This window comes from Comamonas sp. A23 (assembly GCF_004522605.1).
GTDB lineage: Bacteria > Pseudomonadota > Gammaproteobacteria > Burkholderiales > Burkholderiaceae_C > Comamonas > Comamonas thiooxydans.
Genome location: NZ_RSDT01000002.1, coordinates 105,033 through 129,246, shown reverse-complemented (window position 1 = coordinate 129,246; position 24,214 = coordinate 105,033). Strand labels below are relative to the sequence as shown.

The window sequence follows — 24,214 nt, the reverse complement described above, 5'->3', positions numbered from 1 at the left end:
GAAGTCACAGGCCTAGCGATGTTTGCTGCGACACCGAGAGCTCGGCCTGCATGCCATAGGCCGTCAGCCGCAGCACGCGGTCGGCGCGTCTGGCCGCTTCTGCGGAATGGGTGACCAGTACCAGCGCCGTGCCGTTGTCGCGGGTTTGCTGCAGCAGCAAATCCATGATCTGCTGGGCTGTGGATGGGTCCAGATTGCCCGTGGGCTCATCGGCCAGCAGCAGAGGCGGTGAATGCACCAGGGCTCGCGCTATGGCCACGCGCTGCAGCTGGCCGCCGCTGAGCTGCTGGGGCAGGCGCTGGCCCAGACCCGCGAGTCCCACGGCTTGCAGCACTTGCTGCACGCGCTGCTGACCCTGCACGTCCATGCGCCCGAGCAGCATCAGCGGCAGGGCAACGTTCTGCGCCACATCGAGATGGGGCAGGACATGAAAGGCCTGGAACACAAAGCCCAGATGCGCGCGCCGCCAGATGGCACGCCGGGCTTCATCGAGCGTGGAAAGATCCGTGCCGTTGTGCAGAACCCGGCCTTGCTGCCAGCTGTCCAGCCCGGCCAGGCAGTTGAGAAAGGTGGATTTGCCCACGCCGGAGTTGCCGACGATGGCGACAAACTCGCCGGCGGCGATCTCGCAGCTCACCTGCGCGAAGACCGTGGTCTGGGCTTCGCCCTCGCCATAGCGTTTGGCAAGGTCGCTGACCTGCAGCAGCGGATGGGCGTGGGGTGAGTCGGTGGCAGCCATGCAGCGATCTTAACGAGGGACGCTGCTGCGAAAGGTCCTTAGCTTGCGGCCTGCTGTGCTGCGTCAATGGCCGCCATGGCCGCATCCAGCAGTTGCTGCTGGGCGCCCGGCGCATCGCAGGCAATGGCATGGCGCTGGGGCATGGAGCGCAGCCAGGTGATCTGGCGCTTGGCCAACTGGCGCGTGGAGGCGATGCCGCGCTCGCGCAGGCCTGCCATGTCCAGCGGTTTGCCGGGATCGGCCTCCAGCGCGTCCAGCACTTCCCAGGCCTGACGATAGCCCACGCAGCGTATCGAGGGCAGGTTCAGATGCAGATCGCCGCGCGCGCGCAGGCTGCGCACTTCGTCGAGGAAGCCTTGCTCCAGCATCAGGTCAAAGCGCAGCGCAATGCGCTGGTGCAGCCAGGCTCGCTCTGCAGGCTCCAGCGAGAAAAGCATTGCAAGTCCCATCTGTTCTGCTGGGCCCGTTTTGTTCCTGGTCGTGTGAAAGCTCGAAAGCGGTTGGCCCGAGACCTGCCAGACCTCGAGTGCGCGCTGGATGCGCTGGCTGTCGCCGGGGGCCAGGCGTGCGGCGGTGACGGGGTCCACCTGGGCCAGTCTTGCATGCATGGCGGGCCAGCCCAGCTCGGCGGCCTGCGCGTCCAGCATGGCGCGCACGTCGGGGTTGGCTGCGGGCATATCGTCCAGCCCGTCCATCAGCGCCTTGAAATACAGCATGGTGCCGCCCACCAGCAGAGGTATGGCCTCGCGGGCGCGGATTTCATCGACCAGCTTCTGCGTGTCGCGCACGAACTCGGCCGCGCTATAGGCCTGCAACGGATCGATGATGTCGATGAGGTGATGCGGCACGGCAGCCAGCTCTGCCGCCGTGGGCTTGGCCGTGCCGATGTCCATGCCTTTGTAGACCAGTGCCGAATCCACGCTGATGATCTCGGCCTTCTGACCGCGTTGCGCCAGCCGCTCGGCCAATGCCAGCGCTGCCGCAGTCTTGCCCGAGGCAGTGGGGCCGGCAATGGCGATACAGGGCAGGGCGTGGGCAGCAGTCATGGGGCGAAATCCGTACAGGTCAAAGCACAAGAACCAATGACCGACGGTCATTGGTTCTTGCTGGTTGTGAAGGATAACGCAGCCTGCCGCCTTGCGGCAGCGGCGGGACTTAGTGACCTGCCTAGCCTAGCCCTGGCTCAGCCGTGCCGGCACATAGCGGTCGGCCTGAATATCGGGCGAGAGGCCGTGGCTGTAGCTTTCGGCGCTGATCGGCAGAAGTTGTTCGTTCCATTCCTCCCATTGCCTGCGCAGTCCGGCAAAGATTTCTGGCTGATGCTCCTTGAGATTGGCGCGCTCGCGGGCGTCCTCCTCCACATTGAACAAAAACTCGTTGTCGTTGATCTTGAGGTATTTCCAGGGACCTTGGCGCACGGCACGCTGGGCCTGGGATTTGTAGCGCCAGAACAGGCTGCGCTCGGTTTGGGCCGCGTGGCCTTCCAGTATGGGCAGGATGTTCTGGCCGTCACTCGGGAAATCCGGGTGTTGCCTGGCTCCGGCAGCAGCCAGCAGCGTGGGCAGCCAGTCAAAGCTGGCCGTGATCTGCTCCTGGACCTGGGGTTGGATGCGGGCGCTCCAGCGCAGCAGCGTGGGCACGCGGATGCCGCCTTCGAGCAGCTCGGTCTTCTGGCCCGTGAAGGGCCAGGTCTTGGAAAAGCGCTCGCCGCCGTTGTCGCTGGTGAAGATGACAATGGTGTTGTCAGCCTGGCCGCTGTCATCGAGCGCCTGCAGTACCTGGCCCACGGCCTTGTCCAGGGCCTCGACGATTTCGCCGTATTTCTTCAGACTGCCGCCGTCGTAGTGGAACAGATCCTTGATGCTGTGCGCGACATGCTCGTCGTCGGGCCCTTCCCAGGGCCAGTGCGGCGCAGTGAAGTGCAGCGACAGGAAAAAAGGCTTGTCCTGGCCCTTGCGCTCATGCACATAGCGCGTGGCCTCATCCCCCAGGATGTAGGTGTAGTAGCCCGTGCGCTCCACGGGCTCGTTGCCTTGCCAGAGGTCGGAGCTGAACTGTTCACCCACGCCGGGCTTGTGCGTGAAGTAGTCGATGGCACCGCTGTGGTTGCCGAAGAAGTAGTCGTAGCCGCTGAGCTGTGGGCCGTAGGCGGGCGGCTTGCCCAGATGCCATTTGCCTATCAGTGCCGTGTCGTAGCCGGCTTGCTTGAGCAGCGATGGCAGCGTGGGGTGATCGGCAGGCAGGCCGAGTTGCGCACCATGGCGTGCCAGCGGCTCTTCAAGCCCGGCCTGCAGCCGGTACTGATAGCGCCCGGTGATCAGCGCAATGCGGGTGGCCGAGCAGACGGCCGAGTTGGCATAGGCCTGATTGAAGCGCACGCCCTGGGCGGCGAGGCGGTCCAGATGCGGGGTCTTGAAATCGGTGGCGCCATAGACGCCCAGGTCGGCCCAGCCCAGATCGTCGGCCAGGATGAAAACGATGTTCGGTGCGGTCATGAGTAGGTCGTTCTGCTTATTCGATGGCAAAGCCGGAGTTGGCAATCACGGGACGCCATTTGGCGACTTCGGCCACGCGCAACTGCTCCAGCGCCTGCGGCGTGCGCGGGTCCGGCTGCAGGGACAGCTCGGCCCATCTGGGCTGCAGCTTGGGGTCCAGCAACGCGTGGTTGACGGCGCGGTTGACGGCGGCAATGGCTTCGGGCGAAGTTCCTTTGCGTGCCCACAGGCTGTACCAGCCGCTGCCTGTGGCCTTGGGGTAGCCGGCTTCGGCAAAGGTCGGTACATCGGGCAGCTCGCGACCGCGCTGGCTGCCGAAAGTGCCCAGAATGCGCACCTTGCCTTCCTTGTGCAGCGGAGCAAGCTCGCTGGTGGTCTGGATGGCGGAGGCCAACTGGCCGCTGATCAGATCCGTCATCATGGCCGGACCGCCCTTGTAGGGCACATGCACGATGTTGACGCCGGCAGCTTCGCCCAGCAGCAGGCCGAAGAAATGCGGCAGGCTGCCCACAGCGGGACTGCCGAAGTTGGCCTTCTCGGGGTTGGCCTTGAGCCAAGCCACATATTCCTGAATATTGCGCGCCGGGTGCCTGGCGGGGACGGCCAGGCCGAACTGGAAATGCGCGAGCAGACCCACCGGAGAGAAGTCGCGTGCAGGGTCGTAGCCGGGCTTTTTGTAGACGATCTGCGAGAGCACCGGGGTGATCAGCGGTGCGATCAGATAGGTGCTGCCGTCGCTGGGGGCGTTGAGCAGAGTCTGTGCGGCAATCTGGCCGTTGGCGCCGGGCTTGTTGTCCACCACCACATAGTGGCTCCTGCCCAGCTGTGCGGCGATGTTTTCGGCCAGCACGCGTGCCAGCAGATCGATGCCGCCGCCTGCGCCAAAGCCCACCAGAATGCGACTGGACTGAGGAACGGCGGAGATCTCGGCGGCCTTGGCCAGAGAGCTGAGGGAGAAACCAGCGGAGCTGGCGGCAAGCAGCGATTGCTGCAGAAAGGAGCGGCGAGAATGCATGGCTGGAGATCACAAAAGTGCGGCGCGTTGGCCAGTCCAGGCATTCTCAAAAAATCTCTATAAAAAGAAAAATAATAAAAATTGGTTTTTAAATAACCAATACATCTTATTTCAAATCATGATTTGCTGATGCCGAAACGCTGTACCAGCGTCCATGCCGTGACCGCCGTGCAAGCCGACCAGAACCAGATGCCGAAAGCCAGCGGCATGGTGGAATCCGCATCCAGATTCAGTCCCAGCCAATGTCCCATGGCAAAAGCCATCAGCATCATCACCAGGCCGTTGATGGCCGAGGCCGTGCCCGCTGCCTGGGGGAAGGGCGCGATGGCATTGCTTTGTCCGCAGGGCATGTGAATGCCGTGGGCGATCTGGTAGAGACAGAAGGGCAGGGCATAGGCCCAGATGCTGCGCAGATCGCCCAGGGCCGCCAGGCCCATGAGGGAGCCTGCCGTCAGCGACAACACCCCTGCCACGGCCACGGTGCGCTGCACGCTCATGCTGCGCAGCAGACGGCGGCAGGCAAAGGTGCCTGCGATATAGCACAGCGCGTTGCCGCCCAGCATCAGCCCGTATTGCGTGCGCTCCATATGCAGCACGTTGATGTAGGTGAACGAAGAGGCCGCCAGATTGGTGAACAGGCCTGCATAGCTGAAGCAGGTCAGCAGGTTGTAGGCCTGGAACATGGGGTTGCGCACAATGCGCGACCAGGTGCGCAGCAGATTGCCCGCTTGCAGCGCCTGCGGGTTGCGCTGGGGAATCGACTCCCTGAAGCGCAGCACCACCAGTAGCCAGACCAGGCAGCCCATGAAGGCCTGGGCCAGCATGGTGGAGCGCCAGCCCAGCCAGCCCACGAGCAAGCTGCCGCTGATGGGGGCCAGAAAAGCCAGCACGCCCAGGCCTGTCAGCGCCTTGGGCATGACTTGCGCGCCCATATGCGGTGCGTAGAGATCGCGGACCACGGCACGCGCGCACATCACACCGGCGCCCAGGGCTGCGCCTTGCAGGCTGCGCCAGGCAATCAAGGCCTCCATGCTCTGGGCGCTGGCGCAGCCCAGAGCGGCGATCACATAGCCGCTGATGCCCAGCAGCAAGACCGGGCGGCGGCCCAGCCGGTCCGACAGAGGGCCCCAGAAAATCTGCGAGCAGCCAAAGGCCAGCAAAAAGCCGGTCAGTGTCAGTTGGGCCTGCGAGACATGGGCGCCGAAACCTTGCTGCAGCTGAGGCAGGGCGGGCAGATAGAGATCGGTTGCCAGCGGCTGCAGACCCAGCAGCAGCCCCAGTGTGAGAATCACAAGGACTGCAGATTCAGGAGCACTCTTCGCTTGCTCATCAAGAGATTGAGCGGGATTTGGCTTTGATTTCAGAGCAGGCGGCGCAGACATAGCCAGACAGACTATCAGAACCTGTCCATTGGTACGTATGCTGACGAGACAGTATGTGGCGATGTCGCTCAGCGCGGATTCAGGCCGAACAGCTCATGCAGCGCCTGGCGGTATTGCGCCAGCGCCTTAGACTGGGTGTTGTGGTGGCTGGCACCCTCGACCAGGATCAGGCGTTTGGGCTCGCGCGCCGCATCGAACAGCTGCTGGCCCAGCCGGGCCGGAATCAGCGGGTCGGCCGTGCCATGCACGACCAGCAGCGGCGAGCCGATGTCCGCCACGGTGTCGACCGAGTTGAAACGCTGCGTGATCAACCAGTTCACGGGCAGCCAGCCCCAGCGCATGGAGTCGAACACATCGGGAATGCTGGTGAAGGTGGACTCGACCAGCACCCCGCTTTCATCCTTGACGGAGCTGGCCAGATCGATAGCAACGGCGCCGCCCAGCGAGTGGCCGAAGATATAGCGCGGCCTGCCTGCGGCCTGTCGGCCCAGCCAGTCCCAGGCGGCACGGGCATCCTCGGCGGCCGAGGCCTGCGAGGGCAGGGCCGGGCTGCTCTTGCCAAAGCCGCGGTAGTCCACGGCCAGCACCGAAAAGCCCATGGCCTGCAGGCGCCGTATGCGTGGCGAGGAGCCCGTCACATTCCAGCGCGCTCCATGCAGAAACAGCAGCAGGGGAGCGCGTGCATCGCTGGATGGCATCCAGAGGGAATGCAGCCTGGCGGCGCTGCCGTCGCGGCTGCGAAAGTCTATCCATCGCTCCTGCATGCCGGCCGTGTTGGCTCCGGGCCAGCTGCGGTCGCTGGGCTGAAAAATCCAGACTCGCTGCCTGGCATCGAGCTCGCGCATGCCCCAGCTCGCGAGCACCAGCAGCAAGGCCAGACCGAGTGCTGCCGCGATGCGGCGGGGGCTCCAGAAGCGTGAGGTCTTGGGCATGAGAAGAAGAGCGACGGAAGAGGGCGGCTGTCAAGTGCTGTGCAAGTATGGCTGTCTGACCTGGCCCCAGTCATCTGGAGTGCATGAATTGGCGATATTCTTGCGGGTGTTTCAAGCCGCAAATGCATAGCTGGTTACGCAGAGTTTGCGAGCGTTTGAAGCCTGTTTGAAGGATTAGTTCACTATGTCGATCTGCCTGGGCCTTGCCGCCAACAAACTCCACCACCAAACCGAGGATGCCGCGCTGTTTGCCCTGCTGCGCGCCTGCGAGGCCGGAATTCGCGAGCTCAAGCTGGGCTTTCATACCGTGGGCCGCACCTATGACGCCATCACGGCGGCCAGCATGCTTCAGGGCTACAAAGGCCTGGTGCGCTATCCCTATGGCCGCGAGGGCGGGCTCATGAGGCTGGTGGCCGAGGTGGTGGGCATGGAGGGTGACGAGCGCACTCTCGACGGCGCCATCTATCTGATGGACCCGGTGGATCCGTCGTCCATCTTCCCCGAAGCCCTGGCCTTGAAGCGCCAGTGCGTGATCCACGGCAAGCCTTTTCTTTCCACGGTTGCCTCCACGCGCGACTGGATCGAGATGGAGCGCATTCACGCCGGCCTGGCGCGCGACCGCAATGCCGACCGCTTTCACGACTATGAGAACCAGACGCTGGCGCTGATCGCCCACGATGCCATGAAGCCCACCATGCTGGACTTTGCAGCACACAACTTCGAGTTGCTCAGCCGCTACCGCCGCCGCGTGGGTACGGGCACCACGGGTCAGAAACTCAACGAAATGGCCTGGAGCAAGGGCTGGCCAGCTGACAAGCCCTGGGTGGACCGCTACAACAGTGGTCCACTGGGTGGTGATGCGCAGATTGCCGATCTGGTTCTGGAAAAGCGCTGCCACCGCGCCATCTTCTTCGAAGACCCCCATGTGGCACGCCAGCACGAAGCCGATATTCAGTTGCTGGAGCGCGCCGTGACCACGGTCACGCACGATGCGGTCTGCAGCACCTCGCCCCAGGTGGCGCAGCGCTGGTGCGATGCGGCCGTCAAGCGCGCAGACTGAGGCGGGGTGCTGAGCGCTACTGGTGGTTGCGGTAGCGCTTGAGCTCGGCCTGCAGCCAACTGGCGCTGGCTTCGGCCTCCTTGCCGCTGCAGCGCACCTGGTAGGGCTTGTGGCTGATGCTGCTCTCCGTGCCTGCGCGGGCAATGAAGTCCTCGGCCGTCGCCACCCAGCCCTTTTTGAGCAGATAGTCGTATTTGCCGCGCAGATGTTCGGCGGCCTTGGCGCTGTCATGCCAGCTGCCATTGCGCTGGAACTCGCAACCCGAGGCTTTGAGGTGGCCGATCAGGTACTCGATCTCCTGAGTCGCTGCCGGCGTGGGCGATGCGGCAAGGCTCAAGCTGCAGGCTGCACCTAGCAGCAAGGCGGTAACGGTGTGCTTCATGTGGGTTGATCCTACAGAAGAAGAGCCGAGCAAGGAACAAAGGCCGCAGCGATGGACTGCGGCCTTGTCTTGGTCGGTCGAAGCCGTGTGCTGCTCAAGGGGCTGGCGTGGCCAGAGGCTTGCCCTTCTCCACGACATACACGCCAATCAGCTTGACCGTGCCACTGCTGGCATTGTGTGCATCATGAATCACACCTGCGGGAACGACAAAGGTTTCGCCGGCCTTGAGCGTGCGCGGCGGCTGGCCGTCGATCAGCAGATCGACCTCGCCCTCGCTGATATAGCTGATCTCGTCGCCAGGGTGGGTGTGGCGGCCCGCGCGCGAGCCTGGGGCGACCTCCACCTTGGCCACCACGGCTTCGCGACCTGGTACCGAAACATCGGCCTTGCCGACCATGGTCCGGGACAGGCCTCCGGTTTGGGCCGCACCCGGCTGGGGTGATGCGGCCTGAGCCAGGGCATTCTGGCTGAACAGCATGAAGGCGCTGCCGCAAAGCAGGGTCGAAAAGCTGGCGCGGCGAATCAAGATCATCAGATATCCCTCCGGATGTGTGAAACCTGTCACTTGTACCGGGAAGGAGCGCGGGCATGCCATGGGGGCAGCCCTAGTCACAGGGGCGCGGAGAACACCACCGGGCGGCCCTGCGGGCAGGAGAGATATGGCGCTGCAGGCCGCTGCCTTAGTTGTCGGCCGTGATCCGGGCGAACTTCACCAGCTCGGCGTATTTGTCCATGTCGGTGCGCATCACCTGAGCAAGGCTTTCATTGCCCTTGGCGGGCGGGGTTCCCGCTGCTTCCAGCTTCTGGCGGATGGCCGGATCGGCGAGACCTGTCTGTATCGCTTTTTGCAGCTTGGCCAGCACTTCCGGAGGCAGGCCCTTGGGGGCAGCCAAAGCAAACCAGCCGCTCAGGGCATAGCCCTTGAGCGCGGGGTGTTCTGCCAGCGCCGGCACCTCCTTGAGCGTGGCGATGCGGGTGGCCGTGGTGGCGCCCAGAATCCGGATCTTTCCGGACTGCGCCAGCGGGGCGGCAGCGGTTGGCGAGAGGATGGCGAAGTCCAGGTTGCCGCCGCCCAGATCGCTGGTCATGGCGGGAGAGCCCTTGTAGGGGATGTGAACCAGGTAGACACCCGCAGTCTTCTTGATCAGCTCTCCCGAAAAATGCGGCGTCGAGCCAATGCCGGGGCTGCCGTAGCTGTATTTGCCAGGGTTGGCCTTGGCCAGTTTGACGAAGTCATCCACGGTTTTGACAGGAACATGCGCACCGGCCACCCACAGATTGGGGGCCTGGGCGGTCAGGCTCACCGGGGTCAGATCCACAGCCGGATCGTACTTCTGCGCGGCATTCACAAACTTGGTGCCCGCCATTTCGTTGCTGGAGCTGGCCAGCAAGGTGTAGCCGTCGGGCTTGGCCGAGACCACGCGCTGCGCACCCACCACGCCTGCGGCACCCGGCACGTTCTCCACCACGACGGTAGCGTTCAACTGCCTGGCCAGTATGTCCCCGACCACGCGGCCGACCATGTCGACAGAGCCGCCCGGGGCATAGCCAATCACGATGCGGATGGGCTTGCTGGGATAGACATCCTGTGCCTGCACCGCGCCTGCGAACAGGCTGGTCATGGCACAGGCAATGCAAAGTCGGCGGGAAAGAGTGGCGCGGTCTGGATTCATAAGTTCCACAATTATTTGTGGTGAAGGTTGATTCAGTGATTTGTGTTGAATTGCTCAACAAAATTTAATTGATTGTCATGAGATTTAATGTGAATAGGAATCCATGAAAACCAGTGCTTCATATGATTTTTAGCCGGTGCCTCGCGCCGGTACGGCTGGCTGAACCAGCTGCAGGGCGCACTGCCGAGCTTGAAAGTCCGATTTCGCTGCAGTGTTGGCTGGCGGGGGCAATCAGCCCGTTGCAGTCAATCAATGATCGATATTCCTGCTTATAGTCAGTGGCAAGGCCTGCCCAGCGCATACCATGCAACGGCGCGTTCTCCGCGGCAGCCAGCCAACCGGGCACAGATCCGGCTCACAAGCGTTTCAGTTGAATCGTCAGGGAGTCTCAGATGCAGGAACAGAACCGCGTTGCCGCCTGGCACGCGTTGGCTACCGATACCGTACTCGCTCAATTGCAATCGACTGCCGCCGGGCTGAGCTCTGGAGAGGCCCGCGAGCGCTTGCAGCAGCAAGGGCCCAATGCCCTGCCTGCTGCCGCTTCGCGCAGCATGCTGGCGCGCTTTCTGTCGCAGTTCAACAATTTGCTGATCTATGTGCTGCTGGGCTCGGCCGTGGTCACCGCCTTGCTGCAGCATTGGGTTGATACGGGGGTCATCCTCGCGGTGGTGCTGATCAATGCGGTCTTCGGATTCGTGCAGGAAGGCCGTGCCGAGAAGGCACTGGACGCTGTGAAGGCCATGGTTTCCAGTCGCGCCAATGTGCTGCGCGATGGCTTGCGCATGGCGGTGCCGGCCGAGGAACTTGTCGCCGGCGACTGCGTGCTGCTTGAGGCTGGCGATCGCGTCCCGGCCGATCTGCGCCTGCTGCGCGCCAGCAGCCTGAAGCTGGACGAGGCCATGCTGACCGGGGAATCGGTGGCCGTCGACAAGTCGGCCGATCCGGTGGCTGTCGATGCCGCTCTCGGCGACCGCTTTTCCATGGCCTACTCCGGCACCCTGGTTGCCGCGGGGCAAGGCCTGGGCGTGGTGGTGGCCACGGGCCCGCGTACCGAGCTGGGCCTGATCAGCACCATGCTGGGCTCGGTGCAGACACTGGCCACCCCGCTGACGCGGCTGATGGACCGTTTCGCGCGCCAGCTCACCATCACCATACTGAGCCTGTCCGCGCTGATGTTCTGCTTTGCGCTGTGGGTGCGCGACTACGACATAGCCGACGCCTTTATCGCTGTGGTGGGCATTGCCGTATCGGCCATCCCCGAAGGCCTGCCCGTGGTCATGACCATAGCGCTGGCCATTGGCGTGCAGCGCATGGCCGCACGCTATGCCATCGTGCGCAGTCTGCCGGCGGTTGAAACACTGGGCGCCGTCTCGGTCATCTGCTCCGACAAGACCGGCACATTGACACGCAACGAAATGAGCGTGCGCGCCGTGGTGCTGCCCGGTTCCCGCTTCGACATAGAAGGCGAGGGCTATGCGCCCCAGGGGCGTTTCACCCTGGCGGGCGAGGAGATCGAGCCTGCGCTGCATCCGCAGCTGCTGCACTTCGCCACGGGCGCGGCACTTTGCAACGACGCCCATGTAAGACATGCCGAAGGTACGGCCTGGACAGTCGAAGGCGATCCCATGGAAGGCGCGCTGGTGACCCTGGCCACACGCGCCGGTCTGGATGTGGAGCGCCTGCGTCAGGACTGGCGCCGACTCGACGAAGTTCCCTTTGATGCCGTCCACCGCTACATGGCCACACTGCACTGCCCAGTTGATGCTCCAGCCGTGGTTTTCGTCAAAGGGGCTCCGGAGCAGGTTCTTGCCATGTGCCGCGACCAGCAGGGCGCTGAAGGCGTGCAGGCGCTGGATGCAGCCTATTGGCTGGAGCAGGTCGATGCCCTGGCGGCCAAAGGCTATCGCGTGCTGGGTCTGGCCAGCTTCGCACCCGAGGATGCCAAGGACAGGGTGGACATGGCCGACGTCAGGGACCTGACCCTGCTTGGCGTGCTGGGCATGATAGATCCGCCGCGAGAATCGGCAAAGGAGGCCGTGCGCGAATGCCGCAGCGCCGGCATTGCCGTGAAGATGATCACCGGCGACCATGCTGCCACCGCAGCCGCCATCGCTAGGGAACTGGCGCTGGCCGACACCATCCGAGTCACTTCAGGCCATGAGCTGGACGGGCTCAACGATGCCCAGCTGATCGACGTGGCCAGAGCCTCCACGGTATTTGCCCGTACCAGTCCGGAACACAAGCTGCGCCTGGTGCAGGCCCTGCAGGCAGATCGCAGCGTCATCGCCATGACCGGTGACGGCGTCAACGACGCACCGGCACTCAAGCGTGCCGACATCGGTGTGGCCATGGGCATCACCGGCACGGCTGCCGCCAAGGAGGCCGCGGGCATGGTGCTGGCCGACGACAACTTCGCCACCATCGTCGCCGCCGTCAAGGAAGGGCGCACCGTCTACGAAAACCTGCGCAAGGTCATTGCCTGGACCTTGCCGACCAACGGCGGTCAGGCGATTGTCATCGTCGCGGCGATTCTGCTGGGCCTGTCCCTGCCCGTCACTCCGGTGCAGATTCTCTGGGTCAATCTGGTCACCGCCGTGGCCCTGGGCCTGACGCTGGCCTTCGAGCCGCCCGAGCCCACGCTGATGCAGCGCAAGCCGCGCTCGCCGGACGAGCAACTGCTGCAGCCCTATCTGCTGTGGCGCGTCGCCCTGGTCTCGGTGCTGTTCGCGCTGGGTTGCTTCGGCATGTTCGAGTGGTCGCTACGCCGCGGTGACTCGGTCGAACTGGCTCGCACCATCGTGGTCAATGCGCTGGTGATCATGGAGATCTTCTATCTGTTCAGCGTGCGCTACACGCAGGGAACCTCGCTGAGCCTGCGCGGCGTCCTGGGCACCCCGGCAGTGCTGCTGGGCGTGGCCGGCGTCACCCTGGTGCAACTGCTGTTCACCTACACCCCGCCCATGCAGGCGCTGTTCGACAGCCGTCCTGTCGACCTGGCGGCCGGATTGCTGGCGATAGGGCTGGGTGTTGCCCTGCTGCTGTTGCTGGAGGTCGAGAAGCTCTTGATACGCTGGATGAGGCTGGGCGTGCGGGCCTAGAGCGCTGTGCACGCAAGGCATTCAAGCAGCCGTTTCATCACCTGGCCGAGGGCATGAAAAAAGGCCCCGAAGGGCCTTTCTTGCGAGTGACGAGCGCCTGATGCTCAGATCACGCCTTGTGCCAGCATGGCGTCGGCCACCTTCACAAAGCCGGCGATGTTGGCGCCGTCGATGTAGCTGATGGTGCCGTCTTCGCGCTTGCCGTGCTTCACGCAAGCAGCGTGGATGCTTTGCATGATTTGCAGCAGACGGGCGTCCACTTCCTCAGCGGGCCAGGACAGGCGGGCCGAGTTTTGCGACATTTCCAGACCCGAAGTGGCCACGCCACCGGCGTTGGATGCCTTGCCGGGGGCGTACAGCACGCCGGCAGCTTCGAAGGCGCGGGCGGCTTCGTTGGTGGAGGGCATGTTGGCGCCTTCAGCCACGCACAGCACGCCGTTGGCGATCAGGGTCTTGGCATCGGCTTCGTTCAGTTCATTCTGAGTGGCGCAAGGCAGGGCCACGTCCACCTTGATGGACCAGGGGCTCTTGCCGGCCAGGAATTCCACGCCGGAAACCAGCTTGGCGTAGTCGCTGACGCGGCCGTACTTGTGGTTCTTCACGTCCATCAGGATGGCCAGCTTTTCGGTGGTGAAACCTGCAGCGTCGTACACGGTGCCCGAGGAGTCGGACACGGTCACGACCTTGGCGCCCAGTTCCATGGCCTTTTCCACGGCGTACTGAGCCACGTTGCCCGAACCGGACACGGACACGGTCTTGCCTTCAAAGGACTGGCCGCGAGTGGCCAGCATTTCACGGGCGAAGTAGACGGTGCCGTAGCCGGTGGCTTCGGGGCGGATCAGCGAGCCGCCGAAGGACAGGCCCTTGCCGGTGAACACGGAAGCCGCAGTGTTCGACAGCTTCTTGTACATGCCGGCCATGTAGCCCACTTCACGGCCGCCCACGCCGATGTCGCCTGCGGGCACATCGGTGTCGGGACCCACGTGGCGGAACAGCTCGGACACGAAAGCCTGGCAGAAGCGCATGACTTCGGCAGGGCTCTTGCCCTTGGGGTCGAAGTCGGAGCCGCCCTTGCCGCCGCCCATGGGCAGCGTGGTCAGTGCGTTCTTGAAGGTCTGCTCGAAAGCCAGGAACTTCAGCACGGACTGGTTGACCGAGGGGTGGAAGCGCAGACCGCCCTTGAAGGGGCCGATGGCCATGCTGTGCTGGATGCGGAAGCCGCGGTTCACCTGCACCTGGCCCTTGTCGTCAGTCCAGCTCACGCGGAACTGGATGATGCGCTCGGGCTCGACCAGGCGCTCCAGCAGGGCGTGCTCGGCGTACTTGGGATTCTTCTCGATGAAGGGCCACAGGCTTTCCATCACTTCGGTGACGGCTTGCAGGAATTCGGGCTGACCGGGGTTGCGTTGTGCCACTTCTTCCAGGAATTGGCCTACGGACTCGTACTTCATAGAGAACTTTCTGACAGGGACAGAGGAATGCGCTGAAACTCGCGAAACCAAAATTATGCCAAAAAGTTATGCCGTCATGCATGGATTCGGTGCATGAGAGCGCAATTCTGGTGCGCTCATGCCCGAATTTGGAACATTGCTGTTGTATTTATTCTTAGTTTTCAGGCACTTGGATGGTGCATTTGAAGTAAAGGATTTTTCATTCCGGTGTCGTAAAAACATTTTTGCGGCCTGTCGCACAAGTGTTTTCGTTGCGTGACGGCCGGCCTCATGCGTTCGCCCTGTCTTATCTGTGTTAGCACCACTGTGGTGCATGTGATTTCAGGCACGGAATCTGCAGTTGTGAAATTGTTTTTTCATCACGGCAGTCACATGAGCCTGGGGATGGCCTCTTTCACCAAGCATCGGGGCTGGGTAAACATGGATTTGAAAAAATGTTTTCATAAATTTAAATATGAAAAATTAATTTCAAACTCGGATTACCGGCCCAGCGCCTGGGCGGTCATCAGCACACAGGAGGTGGATATGGCAGGTGAGATCCCCGTGACGCCCTCGGCGTCAGGCAAAGCCAGTGCGGCGCAGATGCAGCAACTGGAAAATGCGCTCAACCAGATCGGCGTGACGCGCTCGCACAAAAGCATCATCTTTCTGGTGGTCTGCGGCGTGCTCTTCGATGTGTTCGAACAGAACGCGGTCGGCCTGGTCGGCCCCCTGCTGCGCCAGCAATGGGGGCTGGATGCGACGGACATTGCCTTTCTCAACACCATCACTTTCTTTGCTGCGGCCATGGGGCGCCTGCTTTCGGGCTACCTGGCCGATCGCATGGGACGGCGCTTCATGCTCAATGTGAACCTGGCGCTGTTCACGCTGGGGGCCGTCGGCTGCGCACTGGCACCCGATTACGCTTTCCTGGCCGTGGCGCGTGCCATCGTGGGCTTTGGTCTGGGTGGAGAAATCACCACGGCCGTGACCATGCTGGCGGAGTTCTGCTCGGCCCGCTTTCGCGGCACGGCAGTCGGTCTCATCAATGTGGGCGGCGGCGGTCTGGGCAATATGCTGGCGCCGGCATTTGCGCTGGGCGTGTTCACGCTGTTCCCGGGTGATGATTCCTGGCGCTGGCTGTTCGGTTGCCTGGTCATGCCGGCCATCTTCATCGTGTTCTACCGCCGCTTCGTGCCGGAGACGCCGCGCTTTCTGCTCTCCAAGGGACGGGTCGAGGAAGCCAATCAGGTGCTGAGCATGCTGGCGGCCGGCAAGCTGGCCAATGCGCAGTACGAGCTGCGCGAGTTCATCACCCCAGGCAGCACCCAGGCGCAGACGGCTGCCGCTCAGACCGTGCAGCGCAGCTCCTTCACCGACATCTTCAGGGGCGGCTATGGGCGGCGCACGATTGCCGTGGGCGTGGCTTCGTGGATGACGTTTGGCGCGCAGCTCTCGGTGCTCACGCTGATGCCGACGATTCTGGTAGCCCAGGGCTATTCCATCACCAAGAGCTTCAGCTTCACCATCGTCATGCAGATGGGCAGTCTGCTTGGGGCGATCGCGGCATCGACCATGGGCTATTACTTTCCGCGCAAGCGGGTGCTGACGGTAGGGTCGATTGCCGCCTGTCTGGCGGGGCTGGCGTTCGGCAACTTCACCGATAGCGTGGCCATGATCCTGGTCTGCGGTGCGTTGTTCCAGTTCTGCGTGCTGACGCTCAACACCTCCATCTGGATCTTTGCGCCCGAGCTCTACCCCACGCGCATCCGGGCGCTGGGAACCTCCTTCCTGCTGGCGCTGGGCACGATTGGCGGCGCCATGTCCCAGGTGCTGGCGGGCAAGATGTTCGACCTGCACGGCGTCTCCGGAATGTTCGGCATGATCGCGGCCATGTATTTCATCTTTGCGATTGCCGTTCAGTTTGCCCCCGAGACCTTTGGCCGCTCCATCGAGGAAGGCGCGGGCGGCGAATCCCATGTCAAGCAGGAGTCTGCCGCTGCAGGCGTGGTCGCTGCTGGCCAGGAGCGCACGGTATGAAGGCTGGCATGCATATTCTGCTGGTCAACCCCAATACCTCGCAGCAGACCACGGCGCTGATGCTCAGACAGGCGCGGGCCTGTCTGCCGCCCGGCGTGCTGCTGCACGGCGCGACGGCCGAGCGGGGAGCGGCCATGATTACCGACGAGGCGGGACTGAAGATTGCCGAGCAGGAGGTGCTGCGGCTGGGCCTGGGCTTTGCCCAGGGCGATGACAGCCAGGCTGGCCGGGCCATCATCGTGGCCGCCTTCGGCAATCCGGGGCTGGAGCTGCTGCGTGCGGCCCTGCCGGAGCGGGTTGCCGCCTTCGGCATAGGCGAAGCCGCCATGCTGCAGGCCGCTAGAGATGAGCAGGGCCGCCCGCGCTGCTTTGGCATTGCGACGACCACGCCGGGGCTGGAGGCTTCGATTGCCGCCTCGGTCGAGGCGCTGGGCCTGACGCCCTGGTTCTGCGGCACCCGCATTGCCCAGGGCGAACCGCTGGTGCTGGCTGCAGATCCGGCCTTGCAGTGCGAGCGCCTGGGCGATGCCGTGGCCCAATGCGTGCAGCGCGATGGCGCGCAGGCCGTGGTGATCGGCGGCGGCCCGTTGTCCGAAGCCGCGCTGTGGCTGGCGCCGCGCTTTGAGGTGCCGGTGCTGTCGCCCGTGGTGGCCGCGATGCAGGCGGCGCTGGCCGGCCTGTCGTTCGCCGTCGCTAGCTGATTGCTATTGATTCAAGAGCTTATACCGCCAGTCATTCATGTTTTTCAGATTGAAAAATATCTGAAGTCTATGAATAACAAGCGCAACAAGCTTTTGATTTCATAGCATCTCGTCCAGCGCATCGTGGCTGGTCTCGATGGCCGCCATATGTCTGCGACCCGGCTGGCCGCTTTGCTGCAAGGTAGCCGTGGCAATCAGGTGGCAGAGCATGAAAAGCGCCGTGTGATTGTCCAGCGGTCCCGGGGCCGAGGTCTGCACGCGCAGCAGCCAGTCCGCCTCGGGGGCCGGGCTGGCATGGTCGGTGATGCAGATCAGGCGGGCACCCAGCAGCCTGGCCTGGCGCGCGAACTCGCTGACCACGCGCACGCTGCGGCGCAGGGCAAAGATCACCACAACATCGTTTTCGCCGATCTGGGCCGCGTATTCGCCCAGGGTCTCGCCGGCGCCGGGGATGACCTGGCTGGGCATCTCCAGTGCCTGCAGCAGCTGCCAGCGCAGATAGGCGGCAAAGTTGCGGTTCTGGCGATAGCCGACAAAGAACAGCTGGCGCGCGCCGATCAGGGCCAGGGCGATGTCCTCCAGCTGCTGTGCCGAGATCTGTCCTATGGTGACAGCCAGATTCTCTGAGGCCTGGCGCAGATGGGTGGCAATCACATCTGCCGTGGGCCGGCCCTGGGCCGATGCGGCAGCCAGAAACAGTGGTGAGCCGTTATCGCCCTGGGCGCGGGCATGGCGGCGTGCATCCTCGTAGCCCTCATAGCCCAGCCGCTGTATGAAGCGTGTGACCGTGGCATTCGAGACCCCCGTGAGCTTGGCCATCTCGGCCGCCGCATAGCTCGAGAGATTGCCGGGAAAATCCAGCAGGAATTCAGCCAGCCGCCGCTCCGAGGGCGGCAGCTGCGGCAGGGCCGCACGCACGCGGGCGATGAAGGAGTGGGCTTCGGCGGGTTCCGGGGTGGAGGGACTGGGGTTCATGACGGCGGATGGCAGGCGGGCCCGCTGATCTGCCGGCCCGCTGTTTTTTGTCGATATTGGCAATGTAGCGGCTATTTGGCGGCCATTGCCGAGCTGCCGTCAGCGCCCGCGTAGAAACAGCGCATCCAGCTCCTTCATGCTGAGCTGGCGCCAGGTGGGGCGGCCATGGTTGCACTGGTCGGAGCGCTCGGTCACCTCCATCTGGCGCAGCAGCGCATTCATCTCGTCCAGCGTGAGCTTGCGGTTGGCGCGCACCGCGCCGTGGCAGGCCATGGTGGCCAGAATCTCGTTGCGCGCGCGCTGCACCACGGTGCTTGCGTCATGCTGGGCCAGTTCGGCCAGCACGCTGCGCGCCAGCTCCACGGCATCGCCCTGGGCCAGCGTGGCCGGCACGGCGCGCACGGCCAGGGTCTTGGGCGAGAAGGGCGAGACTTCCATGCCCAGGGTCAGCAAGGTCTCTGCATGGGCCTCGGCCGTGGCGACTTCCTCGGGCGTGGCGGCAAAGGTGGCGGGAATCAGCAGCGGCTGGCTGGGAATCTGCTGGTCGCCATTTTCCGTATTCACGGCATTCTTGAGCTGCTCGTAGACGATGCGCTCATGGGCGGCATGCATGTCCACGATGACCATGCCCTGGCTGTTCTCGGCCAGGATATAGACGCCATGCAGCTGGGCCACGGCCCGGCCCAGCGGCCAGACGGGGGTGTTGTCTGCCGCAGCCGTTACGGGTGGTTGCGCTGCTGGCGCTGCGGCATGTTCGGCAGTGTGCGTGGCAGCAGTAGGTTCGACCGGGGCTGCAGCTGCAGCATTGGCAACGATCTCCGTAGCGGCTGGTGCTTCCTGCATCTGGGGTGCAGGCGCTTTTCGCTGAAAGTAGCTGGACTGGCCCGAAGGGCGCAGCCTGATGCCTTCGTCCTCGGGCTGAGGCACGGGGCTTGGCATGGCCGTGGTGTTGGTGATCGTGGTCGCGCCGGTGGCCGATTCAGGCGTCGCGGGCGTGGCGTTCGCTGGGGCTGGTGCCGCAGTCGCCATCTGGGGCGCGGGTGCGGCTTCCGCAGTGGCTTCACGCATGGGCTCCCAGAGCTTGGCCATATCGCGCACGGGGTTGCCGATGGCGGGTTCGCCAAAGCTCATGCGGGTTTGCGGCCAGGCCGGGGCTGCGGCGGGCTTGGTCGCGGCCTTGGCCGCGACAGGCGTGGCAGTGCTGTCGTCGATCAGGCCGGGCTGGCGTGCGGCTTCCTGGGCCGCCGCCTCGACCACGGCCGCGGCGCGCGGCGTGGCCAGCGCGTTCTCTATCGCGTGGCGCACCGCCTGGTGGACTTCGCGGCTGTCGCGAAAACGTACCTCGATCTTGGTGGGGTGCACGTTCACATCCACACGCGCGGGGTCGATCTCTATGTAGAGCGCGTAGACCGGCTGCTTGTTGCCGTGCAGCACGTCCTCGTAGGCTGCACGGGCCGCATGTGTCAATACCTTGTCGCGCACAAAGCGGCCATTGACATAGCAGAACTGCTGGTCGGGACGCGAGCGCGCCGCGTCCGGGATGCCGGCGCGGCCCGTGACATGGACGGGGCCGGCCCAGTGATCGACGGCGACCGAGTTGTCGACAAATTTGTCGTTCAGCACATCGGCCAGGCGGCGCGACAAGGCTTCGTCGGGCGTGCTGCCGGCAGCGCGCCATTGCTCGACGAGCTTGCCTTCATGCCAGATGGCAAAGCCCACATCGGGGCGAGCCAGCGCATGGCGACGCACGGACTCTATGCAATGCGCGAGCTCGGTGGCATCGGTCTTGAGGAATTTGCGACGCGCGGGCGTGGAGAAGAACAACTCCTTGACCTCTACGGTCGTGCCCTGGTTGCGTGCGGCGGGGCGCAGCTCGCCGCTGCGTGCATCCAGCAGATAGGCCGAGTCCTGACCTGCGGGGCGCGAGAAGATGGAGGTTTCCGATACCGAGGCAATGGCGGCCAGTGCCTCGCCGCGAAAGCCCATGGTGGCCACGGTTTCCAGATCATGCAGATCGCTGATCTTGCTGGTGGCATGGCGGCGCAGGGCCACGGGCAGCTCGTCGCGCGGGATGCCGCAGCCGTCGTCTTCCACCGCGATCAGGCGCACGCCGCCGGCCAGCAGGCGCACGGTGATCTGGGCTGCGCCCGAGTCCAGTGCGTTGTCCACCAGTTCGCGCACTACGGAGGCGGGGCGCTCGACCACCTCGCCGGCAGCGATCTGGCTGATCAGCTCGTCGGGCAGGTCGCGAATCGGCCGGCGCACGGGGGCAGCCTGGTCGGCGGTTTCGGTAGGGGAGGGGGAGAGTTCGGGGCTGGTTGCGTTCACGGCAACCATTCTAGGCGGCTGTACAAACCGGCCGGGAAGTGAGTTTTTTGAAGGGCGAAAACACAAAGAGCCGCCGGAATATTTCTGGCAGCTCTTTGTTCAGTCCGTGGGCGCAGGGCTTAGTGGCGGTGGCGGTAGCCGCCCTTGGTCAGTTCGTTACCGATCAGCGCACCGGCGGCAGCACCGCCGATGGTGCCCACGGGGCCGCCAAACAGCACGTTGCCCACTGCACCGCCGGCCACGGCACCTGCGCCGATACCGACTTGCTGACGGCTGGGGCCATGGGCGCAGCCGCCCAGTGCCAGGGCGCCGGTCAGTGCGGCTGCCAGAGTCAGGGCCTTGCCATAGCGCATTGTGAATGTCTTCATGTTCGTATTCCTCTCGTCGTGCTAGTTATGGAAAGCGGTCTGGTCTCTGTACCCACTCCTGCACATGCGGGAGGCTGGAGATGCCGGACTTTGTTGGCCAGGGGGCCGATGTCGTGATTTGCAATGCACGGCTTGCGGCGACACATCTCTACTGTGCCAGCAGAAATGGCAAGCTGACGTATTGTTGACGTTTAGTTTTATCAAAACTTGTAACAAACCAGCATTAAAAGGCCGGCCTTGTTGCAGTCTGCAAGCAGCTGTGAGTTTGCTCTCAAAAACATGGCACTACAGCAAAGGGTGGAGCGTCTGCGGGCTTTGGGGGCGCAGTACATTACTGGCCGGCATACGCCGGTATGCCAATCCATTTTTGAGGACCGTGTTTTGGAAATCATTCAGTTTCTGATCGACTTCATCCTGCATATCGACAAGCATCTGGAAGCCTTTGTCGTGGCCTATGGGCCCTGGGTGTATGCCCTGCTGTTCATCATCGTGTTTGTCGAAACCGGTGTGGTGGTCATGCCTTTCCTGCCCGGTGACTCGCTGATGTTCATCGTCGGCGCGCTGTGCGGAGCCGGCTACATGAGCTACCCGTTGGCGGTGGTGGTGCTGCTGGCAGCAGCCATCCTGGGTGACCAGAGCAATTACACGATAGGCCGCTACCTGGGCCCCAAGGTGTTTCAGTGGGAGGACTCGCGCTGGTTCAACCGCAAGGCTTTTGACCAGGCCCACAACTTCTATGAGCGCTATGGCGGCGTGACCATCATTCTTGCGCGCTTCATGCCTTTCATCCGCACCTTTGCACCTTTCGTGGCCGGTGTGGCTCATATGAGCCGCGCCAAGTTCAGCCTGTTCAATGTCGTGGGGGCAGTGCTCTGGGTGGTGGGCATCAGCGCCGCAGGCTACTTCTTCGGCAATATGGAATGGGTGAAGAACAATCTTGAAAAAATCATCTGGGGTCTGATCCTGGTGCCGGGTCTGATCGCCATCTTCGGTGCCTGGCGCGCCGGCAAGGCCGAAAAGGCCAGGACCGCCTGATCCGCGCTCTTGCCAGCGCTTTGCCCCGACCGGAAAAGTGCTGACCCATGAAAAAGCCCCGGCATGCCGGGGCTTCTTTTTTGGCATTCAGATCGCATCGAGGCGTTTATTTGCGCTTGCCTACCTCGTTGCCGATCAGTGCGCCTGCCGCGGCACCGCCTACGGTGCCCAAAGTGGAACCAAACAGTGCATCACCGACCACGCCGCCAGCGACGGCGCCGACACCGGTGCCGATCTGGGCATTGGTGGGCGAAGTGGAGCAGCCTGCCATGGCAAGCGTGAAGGCTGCAGACACGGTGATGGCAAGAGTTCGCAGTTTCATGAGGTCTCTCCTGTACAGCTGCCCTAGAGGCCAGCTTTCATAAGAACATGCCCTGATCTTGAACCTTTTGCCCTTGCTTTCAGGTAGGAGAGAGGGCCAAGCCTGTGTCATTCAGGCTTGGCGACTGTCATCAAGCCGGCTTGTCGGCTGACAGCCAGCACGGTGGTTTTGTGTAAGCACGCACTTAAACCGATCGGCTGCGCGCCAGGGGCGGATTGTGGGCGAAGTACTTGCGTATGCCCGTCATCAGTGCATCGGCCAGTTGCTCGCGGTAGGCAGCAGAGGCCAGCTTGGCTTCCTCCTCGGGGTTGCTGATGAAGGCCGTTTCCACCAGCACGCTGGGAATGTCGGGGGCCTTCAGCACGGCAAAGCCGGCCTGCTCCACGCGGGCCTTGTGCAGCTTGGCCATGCTGCCGATCTCGCCCAGCAGCGAAGTGCCCAGTTTGAGGCTGTCCTTGATCTGAGCCGTGGTGCTCATGTCCAGCAGCATGCGCTGCACATGCTGGTCCTGCAGTCCGCCGACGTTCAGGCCGCCCACGAGGTCGGCCTGATTTTCCTTGTTGGCCAGCCAGCGGGCGGCCGTGCTCGAGGCGCCGCGTTCGCTGAGCGCAAACACGCTGGCACCGCGCGCTGCCGGGGTAGTGAAGGCATCGGCATGTATGCTGATGAACAGATCGGCCTGGACACGGCGGGCTTTTTCCACGCGTGTGGCCAGGGGCACGAAGAAGTCGGCATCGCGCGTCATGAAGGCGCGCATGGGGCTGCCGCCGATGCGCGAGTTGTTGATGCGCTCGCGCAGCAGATGGGCGACCTTGAGCACCACGTCTTTTTCACGCAGGCCGCTGGGACCGGTGGCGCCGGGGTCTTCGCCGCCATGGCCGGGGTCCAGTGCCACGATGATGATGCGGTCCGTGCTTTGCGAGGTGGCAATATTGGGTGCAGGCCTTGGGGCCGGTGTCGGGCGTGGCGCGGGAGCCGGTGGTGGCGGCACGGGAGCCGGTGCCGGAGCCTGTGCAATTACCGCGGGAGCCGGTGCTGGAGTGCTGGGGCGCTGGTTGCGCTGGGCAATCAGATCGCCTAGAGGGTCGGCCGGAGGGGCTGTCGCAATCGCTACAGGGGGCGGTGTCGTGATGGTAGGGTTGTGCGGTGCCGGCGCGGCGGCCGTGCTGCCAGCATCGCGCAGGCGCTCGCTGATCAGGGCTTCCAACGGATCCACGGCCTTGGCGGGATAGAGGTCCAGTACCAGCCGGTGCTTGTAGGGAGCAATCGGGGCCAGCGTGAAGACCTGGGGCCTGGCTTCCTGCTTGAGGTCGATCACCAGACGCACCACGCCGGGTGCAAACTGGCCGACGCGGATGCTGGCGATATTGGGGTCGTCGGAGCGGACCTTGGCCACCAGTTCCTTGAGCGCCGGGTTCAGATCCAGGCCCTCGATATCGACGGCCAGGCGCGGCGGGCTGGGCACGAAGACCGGCTTGGCCGTCAGCGGAATATCGGATTCCAGCGTGACGCGCGAGTAGTCGGGTGCGGGCCAGACGCGCACGGCCACGATGCTCGCGCCCTGCGCAATATGCTGGCGACCCAGCAGCAGAACCACGCAGCCTGCCTGCAGCAGATTGCGGCGGGAGAGGCCCGGTCGGGAAGGGCCCGGCGGGGAGAGATCCAGTCGGGGCTGATCGAGAAAAGCCGTGGAGGAAGTTGTTTTGCTCATGCCGTCAATGCTTCAAGCACGGTGCAGCCTGCGGGGGTGCCGGCCTTGAGCGTCACCTGTCGCTGCACATCGTCAATTGCTTCGATATGGATAGCTATATCCGCAACAGGTGTAACCGCTGCAGCCTTTTCAGGCCATTCTGCCAGCTTGAGTCCGGCGCTGGCAAAAATGTCACGAAAACCTGCATCTTCCCATTCGCGCGGATCGTCGAAGCGGTAGAAGTCAAAGTGCCAGATCGAGAGATCGCCGGCCTCATGCGGCTCCACCACGGCATAGGTCGGGCTCTTGATACGGCCCTGCACGCCCAGGGCGCGCAACCAGTGGCGCACCAGCGTGGTCTTGCCCGCACCCAGGTCGCCATGCAGGGTCACATAGGCGTTGCGCAGCTGAGGCAGGGCGGCCAGTTGCCGGGCGAAGCGCTCGGTTTCCTGTTCGCTTTGCCAGAGTATCTGGCGCTGCGCCAGCGCCGGCGTGGGCTCGCTTCCTACAATTCGGGGTGTATGTTGAGCAGCAGTCAATTGGTTCCTT

The 24,214-nt window shown here is 63.7% G+C and carries 21 protein-coding genes; 5 read left to right on the top strand and 16 right to left on the bottom strand.

The window, feature by feature from the left end; all coding sequences use genetic code 11:
• Positions 1–4: 4 nt before the first annotated feature.
• From EIC84_RS05035 to EIC84_RS05010, 6 genes are all read right to left on the bottom strand, one after another.
• Positions 5–739 (bottom strand): ABC transporter ATP-binding protein, encoded by a 735-nt coding sequence (locus tag EIC84_RS05035; protein ID WP_003064429.1) that lies wholly within the window; start codon positions 737–739, stop codon positions 5–7.
• Between the two features lie 38 nt (positions 740–777).
• Positions 778–1,785 carry a tRNA (adenosine(37)-N6)-dimethylallyltransferase MiaA gene (gene miaA, locus EIC84_RS05030; protein ID WP_034361896.1) on the bottom strand — a complete coding sequence of 336 codons (1,008 nt, stop codon included), beginning with the start codon at positions 1,783–1,785 and terminating at the stop codon, positions 778–780.
• A 126-nt stretch (positions 1,786–1,911) separates the two neighbouring features.
• Positions 1,912–3,234: a sulfatase gene (locus tag EIC84_RS05025; protein ID WP_003064433.1), complete on the bottom strand. Its 1,323-nt coding sequence runs from the start codon at positions 3,232–3,234 to the stop codon at positions 1,912–1,914.
• 16 nt (positions 3,235–3,250) lie between these two features.
• The gene (locus tag EIC84_RS05020; RefSeq protein ID WP_003064435.1) at positions 3,251–4,249 is read right to left on the bottom strand and encodes a tripartite tricarboxylate transporter substrate-binding protein; all 999 of its coding nucleotides are present in this window, start codon (positions 4,247–4,249) and stop codon (positions 3,251–3,253) included.
• Positions 4,250–4,365: 116 nt separating this feature from the next.
• Positions 4,366–5,541 (bottom strand): multidrug effflux MFS transporter, encoded by a 1,176-nt coding sequence (locus EIC84_RS05015; RefSeq protein WP_003064437.1) that lies wholly within the window; start codon positions 5,539–5,541, stop codon positions 4,366–4,368.
• Positions 5,542–5,699: 158 nt separating this feature from the next.
• Positions 5,700–6,563: an alpha/beta hydrolase gene (locus tag EIC84_RS05010; protein ID WP_003064439.1), complete on the bottom strand. Its 864-nt coding sequence runs from the start codon at positions 6,561–6,563 to the stop codon at positions 5,700–5,702.
• Between the two features lie 184 nt (positions 6,564–6,747).
• Between EIC84_RS05010 and EIC84_RS05005 the strand changes: the two genes are divergently transcribed.
• The gene (locus EIC84_RS05005; RefSeq protein WP_003064441.1) at positions 6,748–7,623 is read left to right on the top strand and encodes a methylglyoxal synthase; all 876 of its coding nucleotides are present in this window, start codon (positions 6,748–6,750) and stop codon (positions 7,621–7,623) included.
• 16 nt (positions 7,624–7,639) lie between these two features.
• On the opposite strand, the gene EIC84_RS05000 is transcribed toward EIC84_RS05005, so the two are convergent.
• The 3 genes from EIC84_RS05000 to EIC84_RS04990 form a co-directional block, all read right to left on the bottom strand.
• Complete coding sequence (locus EIC84_RS05000) at positions 7,640–8,005, bottom strand: DUF5329 domain-containing protein (protein ID WP_003064444.1); 366 nt, start codon at positions 8,003–8,005, stop codon at positions 7,640–7,642.
• Between the two features lie 94 nt (positions 8,006–8,099).
• The gene (locus EIC84_RS04995) at positions 8,100–8,537 is read right to left on the bottom strand and encodes a cupin domain-containing protein (RefSeq protein WP_003064447.1); all 438 of its coding nucleotides are present in this window, start codon (positions 8,535–8,537) and stop codon (positions 8,100–8,102) included.
• Between the two features lie 148 nt (positions 8,538–8,685).
• Entirely contained in the window at positions 8,686–9,627 is a 942-nt protein-coding gene (locus EIC84_RS04990) for a tripartite tricarboxylate transporter substrate binding protein (RefSeq protein WP_003064449.1), read from the bottom strand.
• A 443-nt stretch (positions 9,628–10,070) separates the two neighbouring features.
• Between EIC84_RS04990 and EIC84_RS04985 the strand changes: the two genes are divergently transcribed.
• Positions 10,071–12,776 (top strand): HAD-IC family P-type ATPase, encoded by a 2,706-nt coding sequence (locus EIC84_RS04985; RefSeq protein WP_003064452.1) that lies wholly within the window; start codon positions 10,071–10,073, stop codon positions 12,774–12,776.
• Positions 12,777–12,880: 104 nt separating this feature from the next.
• Here the strand turns inward: EIC84_RS04985 and gdhA are convergent, their stop codons facing one another.
• Positions 12,881–14,227 carry an NADP-specific glutamate dehydrogenase gene (gene gdhA, locus EIC84_RS04980; protein ID WP_003064453.1) on the bottom strand — a complete coding sequence of 449 codons (1,347 nt, stop codon included), beginning with the start codon at positions 14,225–14,227 and terminating at the stop codon, positions 12,881–12,883.
• 525 nt (positions 14,228–14,752) lie between these two features.
• On the opposite strand from gdhA, the gene EIC84_RS04975 reads away from it, so the two are divergent.
• Both EIC84_RS04975 and EIC84_RS04970 read left to right on the top strand, forming a co-directional pair.
• Positions 14,753–16,246, top strand: coding sequence for an MFS transporter (locus tag EIC84_RS04975; RefSeq protein ID WP_003064455.1), 1,494 nt, complete (start codon positions 14,753–14,755; stop codon positions 16,244–16,246).
• Positions 16,243–16,947: an aspartate/glutamate racemase family protein gene (locus tag EIC84_RS04970; protein ID WP_003064457.1), complete on the top strand. Its 705-nt coding sequence runs from the start codon at positions 16,243–16,245 to the stop codon at positions 16,945–16,947. Before EIC84_RS04975 ends, EIC84_RS04970 begins: the two co-directional genes overlap by 4 nt.
• Positions 16,948–17,046: 99 nt before the next feature.
• Here EIC84_RS04970 and EIC84_RS04965 read toward each other — a convergent pair whose 3' ends face one another.
• From EIC84_RS04965 to EIC84_RS04955, 3 genes are all read right to left on the bottom strand, one after another.
• A complete protein-coding gene (locus EIC84_RS04965; protein ID WP_003064458.1) occupies positions 17,047–17,922 on the bottom strand; it encodes a MurR/RpiR family transcriptional regulator in 876 nt (291 codons plus the stop codon).
• A gap of 99 nt (positions 17,923–18,021) precedes the next feature.
• On the bottom strand, positions 18,022–20,259 hold the full coding sequence (gene mutL, locus EIC84_RS04960) for a DNA mismatch repair endonuclease MutL (RefSeq protein WP_003064460.1): 2,238 nt from the start codon (positions 20,257–20,259) through the stop codon (positions 18,022–18,024).
• A gap of 110 nt (positions 20,260–20,369) precedes the next feature.
• Positions 20,370–20,618 carry a hypothetical protein gene (locus tag EIC84_RS04955; RefSeq protein ID WP_003064462.1) on the bottom strand — a complete coding sequence of 83 codons (249 nt, stop codon included), beginning with the start codon at positions 20,616–20,618 and terminating at the stop codon, positions 20,370–20,372.
• A gap of 381 nt (positions 20,619–20,999) precedes the next feature.
• Between EIC84_RS04955 and EIC84_RS04950 the strand changes: the two genes are divergently transcribed.
• Entirely contained in the window at positions 21,000–21,653 is a 654-nt protein-coding gene (locus EIC84_RS04950) for a DedA family protein (protein ID WP_003064464.1), read from the top strand.
• 106 nt (positions 21,654–21,759) lie between these two features.
• On the opposite strand, the gene EIC84_RS04945 is transcribed toward EIC84_RS04950, so the two are convergent.
• From EIC84_RS04945 to tsaE, 3 genes are all read right to left on the bottom strand, one after another.
• On the bottom strand, positions 21,760–21,975 hold the full coding sequence (locus EIC84_RS04945; protein ID WP_003064466.1) for a glycine zipper 2TM domain-containing protein: 216 nt from the start codon (positions 21,973–21,975) through the stop codon (positions 21,760–21,762).
• A gap of 184 nt (positions 21,976–22,159) precedes the next feature.
• Positions 22,160–23,686 carry an N-acetylmuramoyl-L-alanine amidase gene (locus EIC84_RS04940; RefSeq protein WP_003064468.1) on the bottom strand — a complete coding sequence of 509 codons (1,527 nt, stop codon included), beginning with the start codon at positions 23,684–23,686 and terminating at the stop codon, positions 22,160–22,162.
• Complete coding sequence (gene tsaE, locus EIC84_RS04935) at positions 23,683–24,204, bottom strand: tRNA (adenosine(37)-N6)-threonylcarbamoyltransferase complex ATPase subunit type 1 TsaE (protein WP_003064470.1); 522 nt, start codon at positions 24,202–24,204, stop codon at positions 23,683–23,685. Before tsaE ends, EIC84_RS04940 begins: the two co-directional genes overlap by 4 nt.
• Positions 24,205–24,214: the final 10 nt, after the last annotated feature.

What these genes read in the sequence shown, in the direction of transcription:
- EIC84_RS05035 (WP_003064429.1), bottom strand. Translation starts at nt 739, where the DNA reads ATGGCTGCCACCGACTCACCCCACGCCCATCCGCTGCTGCAGGTCAGC.
- miaA (WP_034361896.1), bottom strand. Translation starts at nt 1,785, where the DNA reads ATGACTGCTGCCCACGCCCTGCCCTGTATCGCCATTGCCGGCCCCACT.
- EIC84_RS05025 (WP_003064433.1), bottom strand. Translation starts at nt 3,234, where the DNA reads ATGACCGCACCGAACATCGTTTTCATCCTGGCCGACGATCTGGGCTGG.
- EIC84_RS05020 (WP_003064435.1), bottom strand. Translation starts at nt 4,249, where the DNA reads ATGCATTCTCGCCGCTCCTTTCTGCAGCAATCGCTGCTTGCCGCCAGC.
- EIC84_RS05010 (WP_003064439.1), bottom strand. Translation starts at nt 6,563, where the DNA reads ATGCCCAAGACCTCACGCTTCTGGAGCCCCCGCCGCATCGCGGCAGCA.
- EIC84_RS05005 (WP_003064441.1), top strand. Translation starts at nt 6,748, where the DNA reads ATGTCGATCTGCCTGGGCCTTGCCGCCAACAAACTCCACCACCAAACC.
- EIC84_RS05000 (WP_003064444.1), bottom strand. Translation starts at nt 8,005, where the DNA reads ATGAAGCACACCGTTACCGCCTTGCTGCTAGGTGCAGCCTGCAGCTTG.
- EIC84_RS04995 (WP_003064447.1), bottom strand. Translation starts at nt 8,537, where the DNA reads ATGATCTTGATTCGCCGCGCCAGCTTTTCGACCCTGCTTTGCGGCAGC.
- EIC84_RS04990 (WP_003064449.1), bottom strand. Translation starts at nt 9,627, where the DNA reads ATGACCAGCCTGTTCGCAGGCGCGGTGCAGGCACAGGATGTCTATCCC.
- EIC84_RS04985 (WP_003064452.1), top strand. Translation starts at nt 10,071, where the DNA reads ATGCAGGAACAGAACCGCGTTGCCGCCTGGCACGCGTTGGCTACCGAT.
- gdhA (WP_003064453.1), bottom strand. Translation starts at nt 14,227, where the DNA reads ATGAAGTACGAGTCCGTAGGCCAATTCCTGGAAGAAGTGGCACAACGC.
- EIC84_RS04975 (WP_003064455.1), top strand. Translation starts at nt 14,753, where the DNA reads ATGGCAGGTGAGATCCCCGTGACGCCCTCGGCGTCAGGCAAAGCCAGT.
- EIC84_RS04970 (WP_003064457.1), top strand. Translation starts at nt 16,243, where the DNA reads ATGAAGGCTGGCATGCATATTCTGCTGGTCAACCCCAATACCTCGCAG.
- EIC84_RS04965 (WP_003064458.1), bottom strand. Translation starts at nt 17,922, where the DNA reads ATGAACCCCAGTCCCTCCACCCCGGAACCCGCCGAAGCCCACTCCTTC.
- mutL (WP_003064460.1), bottom strand. Translation starts at nt 20,259, where the DNA reads ATGGTTGCCGTGAACGCAACCAGCCCCGAACTCTCCCCCTCCCCTACC.
- EIC84_RS04955 (WP_003064462.1), bottom strand. Translation starts at nt 20,618, where the DNA reads ATGAAGACATTCACAATGCGCTATGGCAAGGCCCTGACTCTGGCAGCC.
- EIC84_RS04945 (WP_003064466.1), bottom strand. Translation starts at nt 21,975, where the DNA reads ATGAAACTGCGAACTCTTGCCATCACCGTGTCTGCAGCCTTCACGCTT.
- EIC84_RS04940 (WP_003064468.1), bottom strand. Translation starts at nt 23,686, where the DNA reads ATGAGCAAAACAACTTCCTCCACGGCTTTTCTCGATCAGCCCCGACTG.